Annotated in this window: 15 protein-coding genes; 11 read left to right on the top strand and 4 right to left on the bottom strand. The window is 39.5% G+C overall.

Features of this window, described 5'->3' with window-relative positions; translation table 11 throughout:
- The first annotated feature begins 56 nt into the window (after positions 1 to 56).
- The 3 genes from epd (at position 57) to fbaA (ending at position 3,637) form a co-directional block, all read left to right on the top strand.
- On the top strand, positions 57 to 1,076 hold the full coding sequence (epd, locus tag AC2INI_RS02160; RefSeq protein ID WP_122036624.1) for an erythrose-4-phosphate dehydrogenase: 1,020 nt from the start codon (positions 57 to 59) through the stop codon (positions 1,074 to 1,076).
- 166 nt (positions 1,077 to 1,242) lie between these two features.
- On the top strand, positions 1,243 to 2,406 hold the full coding sequence (locus AC2INI_RS02165; protein ID WP_105054003.1) for a phosphoglycerate kinase: 1,164 nt from the start codon (positions 1,243 to 1,245) through the stop codon (positions 2,404 to 2,406).
- A gap of 154 nt (positions 2,407 to 2,560) precedes the next feature.
- On the top strand, positions 2,561 to 3,637 hold the full coding sequence (fbaA, locus tag AC2INI_RS02170) for a class II fructose-bisphosphate aldolase (RefSeq protein ID WP_122036625.1): 1,077 nt from the start codon (positions 2,561 to 2,563) through the stop codon (positions 3,635 to 3,637).
- A gap of 372 nt (positions 3,638 to 4,009) precedes the next feature.
- Here fbaA and srmB read toward each other — a convergent pair whose 3' ends face one another.
- Together srmB and AC2INI_RS02180 are read right to left on the bottom strand one after the other, a co-directional pair.
- Positions 4,010 to 5,257: an ATP-dependent RNA helicase SrmB gene (gene srmB / locus AC2INI_RS02175; protein WP_122036626.1), complete on the bottom strand. Its 1,248-nt coding sequence runs from the start codon at positions 5,255 to 5,257 to the stop codon at positions 4,010 to 4,012.
- An 87-nt stretch (positions 5,258 to 5,344) separates the two neighbouring features.
- Positions 5,345 to 6,049, bottom strand: a complete 705-nt coding sequence (locus AC2INI_RS02180) for a tRNA1(Val) (adenine(37)-N6)-methyltransferase (RefSeq protein ID WP_122036627.1) — start codon at positions 6,047 to 6,049, stop codon at positions 5,345 to 5,347.
- A 288-nt stretch (positions 6,050 to 6,337) separates the two neighbouring features.
- Here AC2INI_RS02180 and brnQ point away from each other — a divergent pair, with 288 nt between their 5' ends.
- Positions 6,338 to 7,651, top strand: a complete 1,314-nt coding sequence (gene brnQ / locus AC2INI_RS02185) for a branched-chain amino acid transport system II carrier protein (RefSeq protein ID WP_122036628.1) — start codon at positions 6,338 to 6,340, stop codon at positions 7,649 to 7,651.
- Between the two features lie 108 nt (positions 7,652 to 7,759).
- Here brnQ and fldB read toward each other — a convergent pair whose 3' ends face one another.
- On the bottom strand, positions 7,760 to 8,278 hold the full coding sequence (gene fldB, locus AC2INI_RS02190) for a flavodoxin FldB (RefSeq protein ID WP_375321774.1): 519 nt from the start codon (positions 8,276 to 8,278) through the stop codon (positions 7,760 to 7,762).
- 142 nt (positions 8,279 to 8,420) lie between these two features.
- Here fldB and xerD point away from each other — a divergent pair, with 142 nt between their 5' ends.
- The 6 genes from xerD (at position 8,421) to AC2INI_RS02220 (ending at position 16,628) form a co-directional block, all read left to right on the top strand.
- A complete protein-coding gene (gene xerD / locus AC2INI_RS02195) occupies positions 8,421 to 9,317 on the top strand; it encodes a site-specific tyrosine recombinase XerD (RefSeq protein ID WP_060992475.1) in 897 nt (298 codons plus the stop codon).
- A 76-nt stretch (positions 9,318 to 9,393) separates the two neighbouring features.
- Positions 9,394 to 10,170, top strand: a complete 777-nt coding sequence (dsbC, locus tag AC2INI_RS02200; protein WP_122036630.1) for a bifunctional protein-disulfide isomerase/oxidoreductase DsbC — start codon at positions 9,394 to 9,396, stop codon at positions 10,168 to 10,170.
- A 99-nt stretch (positions 10,171 to 10,269) separates the two neighbouring features.
- Positions 10,270 to 12,009: a single-stranded-DNA-specific exonuclease RecJ gene (recJ, locus tag AC2INI_RS02205; protein WP_122036631.1), complete on the top strand. Its 1,740-nt coding sequence runs from the start codon at positions 10,270 to 10,272 to the stop codon at positions 12,007 to 12,009.
- Between the two features lie 270 nt (positions 12,010 to 12,279).
- Positions 12,280 to 13,378, top strand: a protein-coding gene (gene prfB / locus AC2INI_RS02210) for a peptide chain release factor 2 (RefSeq protein ID WP_122036632.1) whose coding sequence is annotated in 2 segments (ribosomal slippage) — positions 12,280 to 12,354 and positions 12,356 to 13,378 — 1,098 coding nt in all. Because the reading frame shifts where the segments join, the coding sequence is not laid out codon by codon here.
- A gap of 13 nt (positions 13,379 to 13,391) precedes the next feature.
- The gene (gene lysS, locus AC2INI_RS02215) at positions 13,392 to 14,897 is read left to right on the top strand and encodes a lysine--tRNA ligase (protein WP_122036633.1); all 1,506 of its coding nucleotides are present in this window, start codon (positions 13,392 to 13,394) and stop codon (positions 14,895 to 14,897) included.
- Between the two features lie 393 nt (positions 14,898 to 15,290).
- Entirely contained in the window at positions 15,291 to 16,628 is a 1,338-nt protein-coding gene (locus tag AC2INI_RS02220) for a sigma-54-dependent transcriptional regulator (protein ID WP_122036634.1), read from the top strand.
- Between the two features lie 99 nt (positions 16,629 to 16,727).
- Here AC2INI_RS02220 and mutH read toward each other — a convergent pair whose 3' ends face one another.
- On the bottom strand, positions 16,728 to 17,396 hold the full coding sequence (gene mutH, locus AC2INI_RS02225; RefSeq protein ID WP_122036635.1) for a DNA mismatch repair endonuclease MutH: 669 nt from the start codon (positions 17,394 to 17,396) through the stop codon (positions 16,728 to 16,730).
- Between the two features lie 598 nt (positions 17,397 to 17,994).
- Here mutH and rppH point away from each other — a divergent pair.
- Positions 17,995 to 18,507 (top strand): RNA pyrophosphohydrolase, encoded by a 513-nt coding sequence (gene rppH / locus AC2INI_RS02230; protein ID WP_122036636.1) that lies wholly within the window; start codon positions 17,995 to 17,997, stop codon positions 18,505 to 18,507.
- The last annotated feature ends 14 nt before the right edge of the window (positions 18,508 to 18,521 follow it).

The raw sequence follows: 18,521 nt of genomic DNA on the forward strand, positions 1-18,521 counted from the left end.
AAGAAAAAAGCGAAAAGAGTACAATAGGTAGCAAATAAATCTGAGTGAATGGAATTATGTTAAGAGTGGCGATAAATGGATTTGGCCGAATTGGTCGCAGTGTTCTTCGTGCTTTATATGAAAGCGGAAAACGTGATCAAATAGAAATTGTTGCGGTGAATGAATTGTCACAACCAGAAGGGATGGCACATCTTCTTCAGTACGACTCTACACATGGACGTTTCCAGCATAAAGTCACCCACGATCAAGAATATCTTTATATCGACTTACCTGATGGTACTCAAGATAAAGTACGGATTCTGCATCAAGCTGATATTTCTCTTTTACCATGGAGTTCATTAAACGTTGATTTAGTTCTTGATTGTACTGGTGTTTATGGCTCAAAAGCGGATGGTGAAAAGCATATCGAAGCGGGAGCTAAGAAGGTACTGTTTTCGCACCCTGGCAGCACAGATTTAGATAATACGATCATTTATGGTGTTAACCACGATACGTTATTACCTGAACATAGAATTGTTTCCAATGGCTCATGTACTACCAATTGTATTATACCTATTATTAAAGCCATTGATGATGCGTTTGGGATTGATTCTGGAACCATAACAACCATTCACTCATCGATGAATGACCAACAAGTGATTGATGCTTATCATCCTGATTTACGTCGAACTCGCGCTGCTAGCCAATCTATTATTCCTGTAGATACCAAATTGCATAAAGGTATTGAACGAATTTTCCCGAAATTTTCCAACAAATTCGAAGCTATTTCCGTGCGAGTGCCGACAGTAAACGTCACTGCGATGGATTTAAGTGTAACAATTAATACAAATGTGAAAGTTAATGACATAAATCAAACCATTGTTAACGCATCTCGGTGTACATTACGTAACATTGTTGACTATACTGAAGCGCCGCTTGTTTCTATCGACTTTAATCATGATCCCCACAGCGCCATTGTCGATGGTTCACAAACAAGAGTAAGTAATGGGCATTTAGTTAAAATGCTAGTCTGGTGCGATAATGAATGGGGATTTGCTAATCGGATGTTAGATACCGCATTAGTAATGAGAAAATAAAAGCATCAATCAAACAATTTGTGATGGAAAGAGAAAAAAGATTAATTTTCACCTTGAAAAAAGTGAACTCCATCCCTATTTACTGAATAATGCAGTAAGAATTTAATCGGTTTGGCAATGATGCCGAGCTTGAAAACTTTTTATTATTTAATTGAGAGGACAAAACATGTCTGTAATCAAGATGACTGACCTGGAACTTGCAGGTAAACGCGTATTTATCCGTGCTGACCTAAACGTACCAGTTAAAGATGGTAAAGTAACTTCTGATGCTCGTATCCTTGCATCTCTACCAACTATCAAGCTTTGCTTGGAAGCTGGCGCTAAAGTAATGGTTACTTCTCACCTAGGTCGTCCAACGGAAGGCGAATACAACGAAGAGTTCTCTCTAGCTCCTGTAGTTAACTACTTAAATGACGCACTAGATTGTGACGTTAAACTAGCGAAAGATTACCTAGATGGTCTTGAACTAAACGCTGGTGAGCTAGTTGTTCTTGAAAACGTTCGCTTTAACAAAGGCGAGAAGAAGAACGAAGAAGAGCTTTCTAAAAAATACGCAGCATTATGTGACATCTTCGTGATGGACGCATTTGGTACTGCTCACCGTGCTCAAGCGTCAACTCACGGTGTTGGCATGAACGCTCCTGTAGCGTGTGCTGGTCCTCTTCTAGCTGCTGAACTTGAAGCACTAGGTAAAGCAATGGATAAGCCTGCTCGTCCATTAGTTGCTATCGTTGGTGGTTCTAAAGTATCTACTAAACTGACTGTTCTTGAGTCTCTATCTAAAATCGCTGACCAACTTGTTGTTGGTGGTGGTATCGCGAATACATTCATCGCTGCTGAAGGCCACAACGTAGGTAAGTCTTTATACGAAGCTGACCTAGTTGAAACTGCTCAAAAACTAATGAAAGAGTGTGCAATCCCAGTAGCTACTGACGTTGCATGTGCAAAAGCATTTGATGAAAACGCTGAAGCTGAAATCAAGCACGTTTCTGAAGTACAAGACGACGACATGATCTTCGACCTTGGTCCAGATTCAACTGCTGCTCTTGCTGAAATCATCAGCAACGCAAAAACAATTCTTTGGAATGGCCCAGTTGGCGTATTTGAATTCAAAAACTTTGAAGCAGGTACTGCAGGTATTTCTAAAGCAATCGCTGATTCTGAAGGTTTCTCTGTAGCAGGTGGTGGTGATACGCTAGCAGCTATCGATAAGTTCGGTATCAAAGCTGACGTTTCTTACATTTCTACAGGTGGCGGTGCATTCCTTGAGTTCGTTGAAGGTAAAGTACTTCCTGCTGTAGCAATGCTTGAAGAGCGTGCTAAAGCATAATTATTTGAAAAGCGGGGATTTTTGATTCCCGCTTTTTGCGTTTGTTGATGACCATGTTTATTGATACAATAGCAAAAGTTGTGAGCAAACGTTTGCAAAAATTTGAACGTAAGTTTTTTAATTTTAAAACGATAGAATAAATAGGACTATTTCCATGTCTAAGATCTTCGATTTTGTAAAACCTGGTGTGATTTCTGGCGACGACGTACAGAAAGTATTTGAAGTTGCAAAAGAAAACAAATTTGCTCTTCCTGCGGTAAACGTAGTAAACACTGATTCAATCAATGGTGTTTTAGAAGCAGCTTCTAAAGTTAAAGCTCCAGTTGTTGTTCAGTTCTCTAACGGTGGTGCTGGTTTCTTCGCTGGTAAAGGCGTTAAACTTGAAGGTCAAGGTGCACAAATCCTTGGTGCTGTAGCTGGTGCAAAATATGTACACGCTGTTGCTGCTTCTTACGGTGTTCCAGTTATCCTTCATACTGACCACGCTGCTAAGAAACTTCTTCCATGGATCGACGGTCTACTAGACGCTGGTGAAGAATTCTTCGCACAAACTGGTAAGCCTCTATTCTCTTCTCACATGATCGACCTTTCTGAAGAGTCTCTAGAAGAAAACATCGAAATCTCTGCTAAATACCTTGCGCGTATGGCTAAGATGAACATGACTCTAGAAATCGAACTAGGTTGTACTGGTGGTGAAGAAGATGGCGTAGATAACTCTGATATGGACGAGTCTGAGCTTTACACTAAACCAGAAGACGTTGCATACGCATACGAGAAACTAATGGCTGTTAGCCCACGTTTCACTATCGCTGCATCTTTCGGTAACGTACACGGTGTTTACCAAGCTGGTAACGTTGTTCTTACTCCTAAGATCCTACGTGATTCTCAAGCTTACTGTGCAGAGAAATTCGGTATTGCACCTAACGCTCTAAACTTCGTATTCCACGGTGGTTCTGGTTCTTCTGAAGCAGAAATCCAAGAGTCTATCGGTTACGGTGTTATCAAAATGAACATCGATACTGATACACAGTGGGCTACATGGGACGGTATCCGTACTTACTCTGCTGAAAACTTTGAATTCCTACAAGGTCAAATCGGTAACCCAACTGGCGAATCTGCGCCAAACAAGAAGTACTACGATCCACGCGTATGGTTACGTGCTGGTCAAGCTTCTATGGTTACTCGTCTTGAGAAAGCATTTGCTGACCTTAACGCAATCGACGTACTATAATTTTTATTATAGACCGCTCGAATTGAGTTAATAAAAAACCCGCTAATAGCGGGTTTTTTTATGTCTGTAATCAGGGAAGAGCAGGGTTCAGATCGGTCGCAAGCTCCCTTAAAGGGTTCAGAGGTGTTTGTGGTAAGTATTATGATTTCTTAGTGACTTTCTATGTGAGTAGATCATCTAATTTAAAGGTGTAGGTGTTATGATAATTTAGATGCAGTATCTATTTTCTACAGAAAAATAGCGCGTACTTCTGAATTCTTCAAGCGAAGCGATCTGAACTCTTTCTTTTTAAAATAAAAAAACAGCCTGTAAATACAGACTGCTTTTATCGTTTCTAGCGCGTAGCGTTCTAGCTAGCGAAGCGTATAGAAATTACTTTTTCTTTTTCTTCTTCGGTGCAAGTTTCTTCGCTAAAGCCGCTTTTTTCTTCGCGTTCTTTTTCTGCTTATTCTTAAATACCGCTTTTTTATGTTGTGGTTTTAATCCTTCAACAAAGCGTTCTTTAATGATTTCATCTTCTTCTTTAACGTAACGACCAACGCGTTCCATCATCTTTTGGTCATGCGCTTCGATTAAAGAAACCGCGTTACCTTTTTTACCTGCGCGAGCAGTACGGCCGATACGGTGTAAATACACATCAGCGGTACGAGGCATATCAAAGTTAATTACATGACTAACATCAGGTAAATCGATACCACGAGCCGCTACATCGGTAGCAATCAACACGTTAACTTTACCATCACGGAAACGAGTAATCGCGTTATTTCGGCTTTCTTGAGGCATTTCACCTTGCAACCAAGCACATGAGATCTTTGCGGTTTCTAAGTGACCACGAAGTTCAGCAAGACGCTCACGAGTTTTTACAAACACAATAGCGCGCTCAGTTTGGTTTGTTAGAATACTTTTCAGTAGTTCTATTTTATGCGGCAAGCTATCTGCACGGTGATACCACTGAGTGATTTTTTTACGTTCACGACGAGAGGGATCTGCAATGATTTTTGCTGGTTCATTTAGTAGATCAGCAGTAAAACCATCAACGCCACGGCCTTCTAATGTTGCAGAGAATAAGAAGGTTTGTTTACGCCAGCGACACTCTTTTGAAAGACGGTCAACGACAGGACCAAAGCCCATATCTAACATACGGTCAGCTTCATCTAGGATCAGTGTTTCAATAGCACGACAGTCAAAGCGTTCAGCTTCGATGTATTCCATTAAGCGTCCTGGAGTTGCCACAACGATATCTTGAGTTCTTGCAAGAATATCAGCATGTTCTTGATAACTAATACCACCAGTAATTGTGAATACTTTATGGTGAGTATATTTTGCTAGCTCACGAGCTTCATCTGCGACTTGAATAGCAAGCTCACGAGTTGGAGTTAGGATTAATACGCGCGCAGGACCAGGATCACGACGAGGGAAATCGTCAAGATGCTGTAGGGCTGGCAATAAGAAAGCTGCAGATTTACCAGTACCAGTTGGAGCAGAAGCAAGGATATCTTTACCTTCTAATGCTTCAGGGATAGCCATAGCCTGAACTTGAGTTGGACGTTGATAACCAATCTCCTCAAGAGCGCGCAGTAGGTTAGGGGATAGATCGAGATCAGCAAACGTTTTGATCACTGTAGATTCTCCGTTCAGGTCTAAAGAGTATAAATATGATGTTAGCCAGACATTATAATGATTTATTAGAGATGGATCACCGATCTTTTAATCCATATTGAGATAAAAGCCTTTTGTTAACTCAATAAAGGTACCACTATAGCCATTTTTACTATGAATTATTAATGTATTCTCTTGAAAGTTATAAGGAAAAAGAGAAAGCTCAATCAATAAACGAGAAACTTCTTTTTTTTCTGTTGTTTTCACATTTGTCAGTTTAGTTAAGTTAAAACCGTCATTTTTAGCTATTTCAATAAATTTAGTGCCTTCAAAGAGCGGAAGAATGAAACTAGCTCGTCCTTTTGGTGAGAGTAATTTCTTGCTTTGGGATAAAAGATCACCAAATGATAAAGAGTCTGTGTGGCGGGCAAAAGAACGCTCTCCTTTTTTGGACTGCTCTCCATTATTGAAATAAGGCGGATTACAAATAATCGCGTCGTATTTTTTTTCAGGCAGATACGAAAGAATGTCCTGATGAAATAATTGAATTCGATCATGCCATGGGCTGCGGTCAATATTTTTTTGTGCGACTTTAGCGGCAGCAGGCATTAATTCAACAGCATCAATATGACTTAGAGCCTCTCTTTGAGCGCACATTAAGCTAAGTAGGCCTGTTCCACAGCCTATATCTATTATAGATAAGCTATTTGTAATACTGGCCCACGCCCCCAATAAGACGCCATCAGTACTGACGGGCATCCCACAATCACCAATATCGATATGGAACTGTTTGAAAGTGAAGCTTTTATTCATAGTTGCCCTTTAAATGGTAATGGTTGTTAATGTTGTAATTTTAATGTTAATTAGTGTGATGTTCTATTCTTGATCTTTTGTTGATTCTTTTAATGTTAATTGATCACTCTTTTATAAAAGCGATTAATAGATGATTACACTGCTTTTTGGACCTGTGGCAATTTGATTATGGTGTTTTTATCTAAGCTATTGCGAATTATTGATAATTTGTTCATTATTCTTACATAAATATCAAAAAAGATATAAAACACAACATTTAATACACACAACATTATACAAGGGTTTCTTATGAAACAATCATTAAAACTCACCGATATCATTGCCGTTGGCTTTATGCTTTTTGCCTTCTTTTTAGGCGCAGGTAATATCATCTTTCCACCAATCGCAGGTCAAATGGCGGGTGAGCACGTATACAGTGCAATGGGTGGCTTTCTAATTACAGCGGTCGGGTTACCATTATTAACAATCATTGCTATTGGTATTGCTGGCGGTTCTTGGCAGCAGCTTACTCGTGATTTACCACCAAAAGTCGCGATGATCATGGCAATCCTGATGTTTGTGATTATTGGCCCTGCATTTGCTGCACCACGTACAGGCTTGGTTGCTTATGAGATGGCTGCAAAACCATTTATGTCAGCAGAAGCTGGACAGTTATCATTAACTCTATTCTCAATTGCCTTCTTTTCAATCGCAATGTTTTTTGCATGGTCTCAAGGAAAGCTTATCGATACGATTGGTAAATTTCTAACACCTGCATTATTTGTCGGTTTAATCATTTTAGCGATTGCGGTATTTGTAAACCCACAAGGTGACATTGTGGCAGCAACAGGCAACTATATCGATCAACCTTTAACGACGGGCTTCTTTGAAGGTTACAACACCATGGATACGTTTGGTGCGTTAATGTTTGGTATTTTAATTATTGATGCATTAAAAAAGAAAGGCATTACAGAGCACAAAGCAACAACTAAGTATTTAACAATGGCGGGCTGTATTGCTGCTCTTGGTTTGGCGTTTGTATATATTTCTTTATTCTACTTAGGTGCGACATCAAGTACGGTTGCAGCCGGTGCTGAAAATGGTGGTGCAATTCTAACTGCTTATACTCATGCATTATTTGGGTCTTCTGGCCAAATCGTATTATCAGTTATCGTATTAATTGCATGTCTAACCACGGCTATTGGTCTTATCTCTGCATGTGCAGATTACTTTAGCTCTATCTGTAAAGTAACGTACAAAACATGGGTTATTGTGGTTGGTGTTGCGTGTGCAGTAGTTGCTAACGTAGGATTAACTCAATTGATTACACTGTCTGTTCCTGTGTTATTTTTACTTTACCCAGTGGCAATTGCATTAGTTGCGTTAGCATTTACTCGCAAATTTATGCCTAATCCTCGTCTTGCATACCGTGTTGTGATTTTAGTTGCGACCTGTTTTGCGGTATTAGATGCAGCGAAAGTGGCGGGTGCAGATATGTCAGCATTCTCTATGCTACCAATGTTTGAGCATGGTATGGCTTGGGTTATCCCAACGTTTGTGTCGATGATTGCTGTTCGTTTTGTTGGTAAGAAAGAAGACGAACTAGTAACTGAAAACGCATAATTCTAGAAACTAGAAATTATAAGAGCGAGTGTAACTGTTTAAGTTTACTCGCTCTTTTCTTTTATAGGAGCGAAGCGATCTAGTTAGCAAAGCGTATCGTTTCTAGTTTTAAAGTGAATCGTGATATTCCACTAACACTTGTTCACACCACTGCTCAATACGCTCATCACTTTTATCGTATTGGCTGTCTTCATCTAACGCCAAACCAACAAAGTGAGATTCATCTTCAGTCAACGCTTTTGATGCATCAAACTGATAACCTTCATTTTTCCAATAACCGATAAACTTAGCGTTTGTTGCTTTTAATTCATCGTGCAATAGACCCATTGCATCTAAGAACCATTCGCCATAGCCTTCTTGATCTCCTAGACCAAATAGAGCAATAGTTTTACCTTCTAGAGAAAGACCATCTAACTCTTCCCACACGGCTAACCAGTCTTCTTGAATTTCACCAAAATCCCACGTTGATATCCCAAGCAATAGCAGATCGTAATCATTCATTGTTGCTACTGATGTCTCTTTAATATTGTAGATATCAACCAGTTCTTCACCCATGATTGCTCTGATTTTTTCAGAAGCCATTTCGGTATAACAAGTGGAAGAGCCGTAAAACAGACCAATTTTCATTTTAACTACCATATTAATGAGGACGAAAGCCTAGTGTACCGCAAATGATTCTTAAAATTAAACTTGCAATGAAAGCAGTGATAATTGTTTAATACTGTAATTCTAACCAGTATTTTTTGGTTTTCAGTAAATGGTGATGGCAATGAACAATGATATGGCTTTAATTGAACGTTTTTTAGATACCATGTGGATGGAGCGTGGCTTATCAGAAAATACCTTGGCTTCGTATCGAAATGATTTGGTGAAATTACTGCAATGGCTAGAAGATAATCATTATAAATGTGCCTCTATTTCAGCAATGGGATTAAATGAATATCAAGCGTACTTGGTAGATAAAGAATACAAACAGACTTCACGAGCTCGTATGTTGTCAGCACTTCGTCGATTCTTTCAGTATTTACATCGTGAGAAAATTCGTGGTGATGATCCAACCGCATTATTGATGAGCCCTAAGCTACCGCAACGATTACCAAAAGATTTAAGTGAAGAGCAAGTAAACGATTTATTAGAAGCGCCAAATGTAGACGATCCATTAGAGCTTCGAGATCGCGCCATGTTAGAACTGCTTTATGCAACAGGCCTACGTGTAACTGAGTTAGTTAGCTTAACCATGGAAAATTTGAGCCTTCGCCAAGGTGTTGTTCGTGTTACTGGTAAGGGTGATAAAGAGCGTTTGGTTCCAATGGGGGAGAATGCGGTTGATTGGATTCAAACTTTTTTAGACCAAGGGCGCCCAGCCTTACTTGGTGAAAAGAGTTCAGATGTGGTATTCCCAAGCAAACGCGCAAGACAAATGACAAGACAAACCTTTTGGCATCGTATTAAACATTACGCAGTGATCGCCGGTATTGATACTGACAAATTATCGCCTCACGTTTTACGGCATGCGTTTGCGACACATTTACTAAACTATGGTGCAGATCTACGTGTCGTACAAATGTTGCTAGGACATAGTGATCTTTCGACAACACAAATATATACTCACGTAGCAACGGAACGTTTGAAACAGATCCATCAAGAACACCACCCTCGTTCATAAGTGAAAGGGAACTTCTTGTTGGTTTACTACTCTAAAATTTAAACCTTCTATTATTACTTTTTTTATAGGTACTTTTATGTCATTTATTCGCCGTACTAGCGCGATGTGTATTGCTTTATTAAGTGTTATTTCTTTTACCGCGTGTTCTGATGAGCAAGCAAAAGAAAAAGCAGCGTCACCATCAGTGGTTGAAGCTTCTCAGACTGATTCAGAGCAAGCGATTACTCAGCGTTTAACGACATTAGGCTTGCCTGTTGAAGCAATTCACGATTCTGAAGTGGATGGATTTAAACAAGTAGAAACGCCATTTGGTATTTTTTATGTATCAGGTGACGGTAAACATTTTATTCAAGGTCGTATTTTTGAGTTTGATGAAAATGGCAACATGAAAGATTTATTAGCGGCTCGTTTTGCTAAATTAGTTGATAGTCAAAGCGAAAACATGATCGTGTTCCCTGCGAAAAATGAAAAGCATGTCATTACAGTTTTCACTGATATTACTTGTGGCTACTGTACTAAGTTACATAAAGAGATGAAAGACTATAATGATGCTGGCATTACTGTACGTTATTTAGCATACCCTCGCCAAGGTTACCAAGGTTCTGTTGCTGATAAAATGGCTCAGATTTGGTGTGCTGATGATAAGCAACAGGCGATGGAAGATGCAAAATCAAACCGTGCAATTAATGGGTCAAAACCAGCAACCGCTCAGTGTAAGAACATCATTAAAGAACAATACTTATTAGGCCGTAAAATGGGTGTAAACGGTACACCTGCGATTGTACTGCCTAATGGTGATCTCGTTCCTGGTTACAAACCAGCACAAGAGCTTTTGAAAGACTTAGAAAAATAATTCTTTCTTAACCGAATTTAAATCCCCGCAATACTTATTTAAATTAAGTATGCTGCGGGGATTTTTTTATCTTTATAAATCTAACCTTGGGCCATTATCATGATTGAAGTGAAACGTCGTCTTATTCCAGAAATACCTGCACTTCCGAGTTCAATTCCTTCAATCTTACAACGGATTTATGCTGCTCGTGGCATAACATCAAACGCTCAGTTAGACCGTGGGGCGAGATCGCTGCTGTCATTTCAATCTATGCATGGCATTACTAAAGCCGTTGATATTTTAGTTGAAGCGATAGCAAAGCAAACTCGTATTATTGTCGTGGGTGATTTTGATGCCGATGGCGCGACGAGTTCGGCACTATCTGTAATGGCATTTCGAATGATGGGCAGCAGTAATGTCGATTACTTAGTGCCAAATCGCTTTGAAGATGGTTATGGATTAAGTCCTGATGTTGTCGATCAAGCGAAGGCGATGGGCGCTGAAATCATCATGACGGTGGATAACGGCGTTTCATCCATTGAAGGAGTAGCGGCAGCTAAAGCTTACGGAATGCAAGTGGTTGTAACCGATCACCATCTACCGGGGTCTTCTTTGCCTATTGCTGATTCGATTGTAAATCCAAACTTAGAAGAGTGTGCTTTTCCGTCTAAATCTTTAGCGGGTGTTGGCGTCGCGTTTTATTTGATGTTAGCGATTCGTGCACGTTTACGTGAAAACAATTGGTTTGAAACTCAAAATATTCCTATTCCTAACTTGGCCGATTTATTAGATTTAGTCGCACTTGGAACCGTCGCTGACTTGGTGGCATTGGATGAAAATAACCGCATTTTGGTGCATCAAGGTATTCAACGTATTCGTGCAGGAAAATGCCGTCCGGGTATTCAGGCGCTAATTGAAGTAGCGAATAAAGTTCCTTCTCGAATTGTTGCTTCTGATTTTGGTTTTGCGCTTGGGCCAAGAATTAATGCCGCTGGCCGATTGGATGATATGTCGTTTGGCGTTGAATTGCTGATGTCTAATAATATTCACGCTGCGCGCCGCATGGCTTCAGAGCTAGATGCTTTAAATCAAACTCGTAAAGAGATAGAGCAAGGCATGAAAGATGAAGCAATGGCGATTTGTGAGCGACTTGAATTTGGTGCACAGACAGAATTGCCTTTTGGATTGGTGTTATTCCAACGCGATTGGCATCAAGGTGTCATTGGCATTCTCGCTTCTCGCATTAAAGAAAAATATCACCGTCCAGTGATCGCTTTTGCTGATGGTGGCGATGGATTCATTAAAGGGTCATGCCGTTCTATCCCTGGTTTTCATATGCGTGATGCATTGGATTTGATTGATACTCGTAACCCAGGATTGATTTTAAAATTTGGTGGTCATGCAATGGCGGCAGGCTTAACCATTAAAGAGGTTGATTATAAGAAATTCAGCCAAGCTTTTGATGATGTGGTTCGAGAATCCGTAGAAGAAGAGGCGCTAAATGGGATTGTATTATCTGATGGAGAATTAACGCCAGAAGAGTTTACCTTAGGCACTGCTGAAATTATTCGAGCTGGTGGCCCGTGGGGACAAGCTTTCCCTGAGCCTATTTTTGATGGTGAATTTAAAGTATTGAATCAGCGTTTGGTTGGTGAAAAACATCTTAAATTAATGTTAGAGCCAATTCATAGAGATTTCCCTACCAATAAAATGGTTGATGCCATCGCCTTTAATATTGATATTCGTCGTTGGCCTGATGCGTCGGTACAAAAAGTGAAGTTGGCTTATCGCTTAGATATCAATGAATTTAGAGGCAATCAAACATTACAATTAATGGTTGAATACATAGAACCAATGTAAAGCGCCCCTTCTATAACGTGAAAAGGTTAATTTATACTAAACGAGCCGTTAAGAAATACCTAATGAGATGTTGCGTTCTTGTTTTGTATGAAAATAGAAAGGCTTGTATTCCGAGCAGAGGTTAAATAAAAAGAAATTTGGTGTGATTAAATTTACACCATTTTCTCAATCCTTATTGTTCTTGCTTTCAGAGGTTGAAATACCTCGATTTCTATCACACTTTTCGTTAAAATCTCTCGGTTATTTTTTATTCGGCGATGATAAAACACCATGTTCGAAATTAATCCTATTAAAAACCGTCTCCAGGATGTGTCTGAACGCACAAATATCCTGAGGGGGTACCTTTGACTATGATGCTAAGAAAGAGCGTCTAGAAGAAGTCAATGCAGAGTTAGAGCAACCAGAAGTATGGAATGAACCTGAGCGTGCACAAGCGCTAGGTAAAGAACGTGCTTCACTGGAAGCGATTGTTGAAACAATTGACCAATTAGATCTTGGCGGCGAAGACGTTGAAGGTTTACTTGAGTTAGCTGTGGAAGAACAAGATCAAGAAACATTTGATGAGATTGAACCTGAGCTTGCTGAGTTAGAAGCTAAACTAGCGACATTAGAATTCCGTCGTATGTTCTCAGGCGCACATGATGCATCTGATTGTTATATTGATTTGCAATCAGGCTCTGGCGGTACAGAAGCGCAAGATTGGACATCAATGATGTTGCGTATGTATTTGCGTTGGGCGGAAGCCAAAGGGTTTAAAACGGAAGTTATCGAAGTTTCTGACGGTGATGTTGCAGGCCTAAAAGGGGCAACTGTACGCATCTCTGGTGAATACGCTTATGGTTGGTTACGTACTGAAACTGGTGTACACCGTTTAGTTCGTAAGTCGCCATTTGACTCAAGTGGTCGTCGACATACCTCATTTGCTTCAGCGTTTATCTATCCTGAAATAGATGACAACATTGAAGTAGATATCAACCCTGCTGATTTACGTATTGATGTATACCGAGCTTCTGGCGCGGGTGGTCAGCACGTAAACACCACTGAATCTGCGGTACGTATTACTCACGTTCCGACAAATACAGTAGTGCAATGTCAAAATGATCGTTCTCAGCATAAAAACAAAGCACAAGCGATGAAGCAGTTGAAAGCAAAACTGTTTGAACTTGAGCTTCAGAAACAAAACGCAGAGAAACAAGTAAACGAAGATTCTAAATCCGACATTGGGTGGGGCAGTCAGATTCGCTCATACGTATTAGATGATTCGCGCATTAAAGATTTGCGTACCGGCATTGAAAATCGTAATACGCAAGCCGTATTAGACGGTGATTTAGATAAATTTATCGAAGCCAGCTTAAAATCTGGATTATAAGAAAGGGTTCATTATGACTGACCAAGTACAACTAGATGAAAACAAACTGATTGCTGAACGTCGTGGTAAATTAGACCATATCCGTCAAGCATGTAAGGCTAATGGCCACCCGAATGACTTCCGTCGTGACAGCCTTGCGAGTGACCTTCAAGCAGAGTTTGGTGAGAAGACCAAAGAAGAGCTAGAAGAATTAAACCATATCGTTGCTATCGCAGGCCGTATCATGGCTAAGCGCGGTCCTTTCTTATTGATCCAAGAAGTGTCTGGCAAGATCCAAGCTTATGCAGCAAAAGATGTGCAAAAAGAGCTTAAAGAACAATACCAAGGTTTAGATATCGGTGACATCATCGGTGTTAAAGGTGCACTACATAAATCAGGTAAAGGCGATCTTTACGTGAATATGGAAGAGTATGTATTGCTAACAAAAGCATTACGTCCATTGCCTGAAAAATTCCACGGTCTAACAGACCAAGAAATGCGTTACCGTCAACGTTATGTTGACCTTATCGTAAATGAAGATTCTCGTACTGCATTTATTATCCGCTCTAAAGTGGTTTCTGCAATTCGTAACTTCATGGTTGATAAAGGCTTCATGGAAGTAGAAACACCAATGATGCATGTTATTCCTGGTGGCGCTTCTGCTCGTCCATTCGTAACACACCATAATGCACTTGATGTTGATATGTACCTACGTATCGCCCCTGAACTTTACCTAAAACGTCTAGTTGTTGGTGGTTTTGAGCGTGTGTTCGAAATTAACCGTAACTTCCGTAATGAAGGTCTATCTCCTCGTCATAATCCAGAATTCACAATGATGGAATTCTACATGGCGTATGCTGATTACAACGATCTAATGGATCTAACAGAAGCAATGCTATCTCAAGTAGCTATCTCTGTTCTAGGCAGTGATAAAATGCCTTACGGTGAATATACCGTTGATTTTGGTGGCAAATACGCACGTATGAGCATGCTAGACGCGATTAAACTATACAACCCAGAGCATGCTGAGATTCAAGCGTTAACGTACGAAGGCGTTCAAGATCGTGACTTAATGGTTTCTATCGCGAAATCAGTTCATGTTGAAGTTGAAAGCTTCTGGACATGTGGTCAGCTTCTTGAGGAAATCTTTGGTGAAACAGCTGAACCTAAGTTAATGCAACCTACGTTCATCACTGAATACCCAGCAGATATCTCACCATTAGCGCGTCGTAACGACAACAATGATTTCATTACAGACCGTTTTGAGTTCTTTATTGGTGGTCGTGAAGTAGCAAATGGTTTCTCTGAGCTTAATGATGCTCAAGACCAAGACGAGCGTTTTAAAGCGCAAGTTAATGCAAAAGAGTCTGGCGATGATGAAGCAATGTTCTATGATGCTGATTATATTACAGCACTTGAGCATGGTTTACCGCCAACAGCTGGTCAAGGTATTGGTATTGACCGTTTAGTGATGCTATTTACTAACACTCACACAATTCGTGATGTTATTTTATTCCCTTCTATGCGTCCTCAAGCATAATTTAGAATAAAATTAGTATATTAATGAAAGAGCAGTGTTTAAAACTGCTCTTTTTTTTGACTAATTTCTGATAAAAAAGTAAATAATAAGAATCCAATAACACTTTTTAATCAATTGACTTAACTTTTACAATTCTATTGCGTCTCTTCTTATCTACTAAAAAGGAATATATTCCCTTTTTTTTATAACTAATTTACCGTTAAATCTCACTAATGAACCATTTTTTTATCTAATATGTTAACTGTCATTTGTTATTTATGGGTTTATTGTGGTCTTTTTGTTAAAAAGATGACGAGCATCTCACTTGTGAGACTGTGAGTGGTCTTAAAACCTGTATAGTTGGCTTATAACGATTTTTCAGTTGGTTAATTAAAGAATTTAGAGGTAAGGCTTATGGGTACTCAGTTTCGTATGGATTCTGTTCCAGGTTCATTAGTGGTTGTTGGCGGAAGTTATGAACCTTGGTTAGCAGTATTAGAACAGGTAGGTTGGCGTTGTCATCGCTGTTATGATCTTCGTGCAGCACAAACATTGTTTGACGAAATTGGGCCTTGTATTGGTATTGTTGATTTAAGCCAAGATGATTTCAGCCTTAATGGTATAGCAACGTTAGTAAATAATAATAAACAAGTTCGTTGGATGGCATTCATTCGTGAATCACAATTAAGCTCTGATACTATTTGCCAGTTTATAGTGAATTTCTGTATTGATTTCTTTACCGCTCCAATTCCTGATGCTCAGTTACTGAGTACGATTGGTCACCAACTTGGCATGCTTAAACTAGAGCGCAAAGTTTGGCCTAATATGGGTAAGAAATCGGATCTCGGTATTTTAGGCGAAGCACCTATCGTGAAGCGCTTACGTGATCAAATTCGTCGAGTGGCACCTACTGACGTTTCTATTTTAGTCTCTGGCGAAAGTGGTGTTGGTAAAGATGCAGTAGCAAAAGCAGTGCATGACTCTTCTGGCCGTAATAAAGGTCCATTTATCTCTTTGAATTGTGGTTCGCTATCTGAATCAAAAATAGAGCAAGAGCTATTTGGTTTACATATTTCTGAATTCGAAGATTCAAAGTTATACCAAGCCAATGGTGGAACTCTATTTTTAAATGATATAAATGACTTACCAGTAAGTCAGCAGCAGCATTTATTACGATTCCTACAAGAAGGTAATATCGAAACTTCTCAAGGTTTTGTTGATCTTGATGTTCGTGTCATTGTGGCAAGTCATATTGATTTAGAAAAAGCGATTGAAGAGGGAGACTTTAAAGAGGAGCTGTATTACCGTTTAAATGTTCTTCGAATTCATGTGCCTTCTTTAAAAGAGAGAAGTTCTGATATTTCGATCTTAGCGGATCACTTTCTTCAGCGCTACGCAAAAGAATATAATACTCAAGCACGCACTTTCTCTGAAGAAGCGATGCAGACTATGCTTCATTATCAATGGCCAGGAAATGTTCGTGAACTTGTGAATCAAGTAAAACGAGCGGTACTTCTTGCCGATAGTATGACGATTGATCTTGAGCATTTAGATCTTCCTCAACGCAGCGATACAAAACGTAGTTTACGTGTTATTCGTGAGAATTCTGAACGAGATGCACTACTGATGGTATTAGAATCCCATGATGGTCAGGTTTCTTCAGCAGCGAAAGAACTCGGCGTATCACGTGCAACCATGTATCGTTTGTTGAATAAGCATAATTTAATTTCTGAACCAAGAAGCTATAGTTAATAGAGACTACAGTTAACAAAAAACTTTATTTAACAAGATATTAGTTAAATGAAAAGTGACAGTAAAAGAGGCTTATCTCGTTTGAGGTAAGCCTCTTTTTTACTTAAAAAATGATGTCAAAATAGAATGAGTAAAATGGGTTTTTAAATAAAATCCTCTAGGTAAGGTTTTAATCGGTTGACCATTCTCTCCATAAGCCTCAGTAAGGGCTCGGCTATTTGCGGCTTTAGGTCTAAGCTGTAAGACTTCACCGTGCTTTGCGGTTATAGATTCCACTTTTCCCAGTACAATGAGATCCATTAACTCTTCCCAGTCCTGTTTAAGCTGCTGCTCTTCTTCTGGTGAAGGTTGCCATAAAACAGGATATCCAACGTGTCGATCTCCTACAGGGATCTCTCGTTCGCCTTCTACCGGGATCCACAACACATGGGCTAATTTATGGCGTACATGAGACTCTTCCCATTTTAAGCTATGCACCCCAGTTAAGGGAGCAACAGAGACAAAAGTCGTTTCGAGTGGTTTGCCACTATGGCTAATAGGGATCGTTTTGAGTTCAATATCAAGATCAACAAAATCAGGTAGAGGTTTACTGCCTGCTGATGCGCCTAAGTGTAATTCTAATAATTGCCCAACCCATCCTTTATCTCGCTTTAGGTTTTCAGGAACAGGAACACCTGCCATCTCAGCAAGCTCTGATAATGTATAGCCAGCAATGGCTTCAGCTCGTGTTAATAGCTCAGTAATTGATGTTGGAGGCAGTCGTTTCATAATGGCTCATGCATGGTATTGAGAGGGTAAGATTATCATAAAATAAACCTTTTTAAGTAGTCAGAACAAGATCCAAATAAGTTATCCACATTCATGGTTGTTTTTTATGCGTAGTTTGTTTTTATGGATCCATATACAGTGCTTTATTTATGAATAAGTTATTGACTTTTGGTGTTGTACCTCATATTTAGGGCTGTAATTGTGGGTAACCATCAAGTTGTTCGATCTTTAACCGATCTGTGTTTTTATTACTCACGCTTATTTTTTCAAAAAAGATCTCTGCAAGGATCTTGTTCTTAACTTTATGTTTAATATGATTTTTATGAAGATATGATTTTTTTGATAATTCTTAGCTCAAATAGATTTTTAACTCTCTTTTTGATTTGTTTTAATCTTCTTCACAAAGTTATACACAGAAAAGGTGAATAAATGTGGGGTAGCTCTCATTGTTATGTTGATAACTAGCCTTGTGATTAAAACTTATTCAAGAAAAGAGGTTATTTTAATAAAACGTGACAAGAAAGCGTGATCCTGTTTGCTCAAAGAGGCGATCTGTGAAAAAATCAAAGGTAATATAAGTTTAAGATGAGGTCATCCAGTGATAGATGGCGATGGTTTCCGCCCGAATGTCGGGATAGTGATATGTAATAGCCATGGTCAAGTATTCTGGGCGAAACGATATGGACAACATTCTTGGCAATTTCCCCAAGGTGGCATTGATGACGGCGAGACGCCAGAACAAGCAATGTACCGAGAATTGTATGAAGAAGTTGGTCTGACAAAAAATGATGTACGTATTTTAGCGAGTAGCCGACACTGGTTGCGATATAAACTACCGAAGCGTTTAGTTAGATGGGATTCAAAACCTGTCTGTATTGGGCAAAAACAGAAGTGGTTTTTGCTACGCTTGGAATGTGATGAATCCAAGGTGAATATGCAAAGAGATCGCACGCCAGAATTTGATGGTTGGCGATGGGTGAGTTATTGGTACCCAGTTAGACAAGTGGTTTCATTTAAGCGTGATGTTTATCGTCGAGCCCTCAAAGAGTTCGCGGTAATTGCTATGCCGTTTAAGGAACGAAAATTTAAAAGGAAAGGTAAAAAAGGTTAAGCGGTCGATACCTT

Source organism: Aliivibrio friggae (assembly GCF_057368515.1).

Coding starts and splice junctions, on each gene's coding strand:
- dsbC (WP_122036630.1), top strand. CDS start 9,394: ATGTCATTTATTCGCCGTACTAGCGCGATGTGTATTGCTTTATTAAGT.
- AC2INI_RS02180 (WP_122036627.1), bottom strand. CDS start 6,049: ATGAATAAAAGCTTCACTTTCAAACAGTTCCATATCGATATTGGTGAT.
- fldB (WP_375321774.1), bottom strand. CDS start 8,278: ATGAAAATTGGTCTGTTTTACGGCTCTTCCACTTGTTATACCGAAATG.
- AC2INI_RS02220 (WP_122036634.1), top strand. CDS start 15,291: ATGGGTACTCAGTTTCGTATGGATTCTGTTCCAGGTTCATTAGTGGTT.
- epd (WP_122036624.1), top strand. CDS start 57: ATGTTAAGAGTGGCGATAAATGGATTTGGCCGAATTGGTCGCAGTGTT.
- recJ (WP_122036631.1), top strand. CDS start 10,270: ATGATTGAAGTGAAACGTCGTCTTATTCCAGAAATACCTGCACTTCCG.
- xerD (WP_060992475.1), top strand. CDS start 8,421: ATGAACAATGATATGGCTTTAATTGAACGTTTTTTAGATACCATGTGG.
- fbaA (WP_122036625.1), top strand. CDS start 2,561: ATGTCTAAGATCTTCGATTTTGTAAAACCTGGTGTGATTTCTGGCGAC.
- mutH (WP_122036635.1), bottom strand. CDS start 17,396: ATGAAACGACTGCCTCCAACATCAATTACTGAGCTATTAACACGAGCT.
- lysS (WP_122036633.1), top strand. CDS start 13,392: ATGACTGACCAAGTACAACTAGATGAAAACAAACTGATTGCTGAACGT.
- brnQ (WP_122036628.1), top strand. CDS start 6,338: ATGAAACAATCATTAAAACTCACCGATATCATTGCCGTTGGCTTTATG.
- AC2INI_RS02165 (WP_105054003.1), top strand. CDS start 1,243: ATGTCTGTAATCAAGATGACTGACCTGGAACTTGCAGGTAAACGCGTA.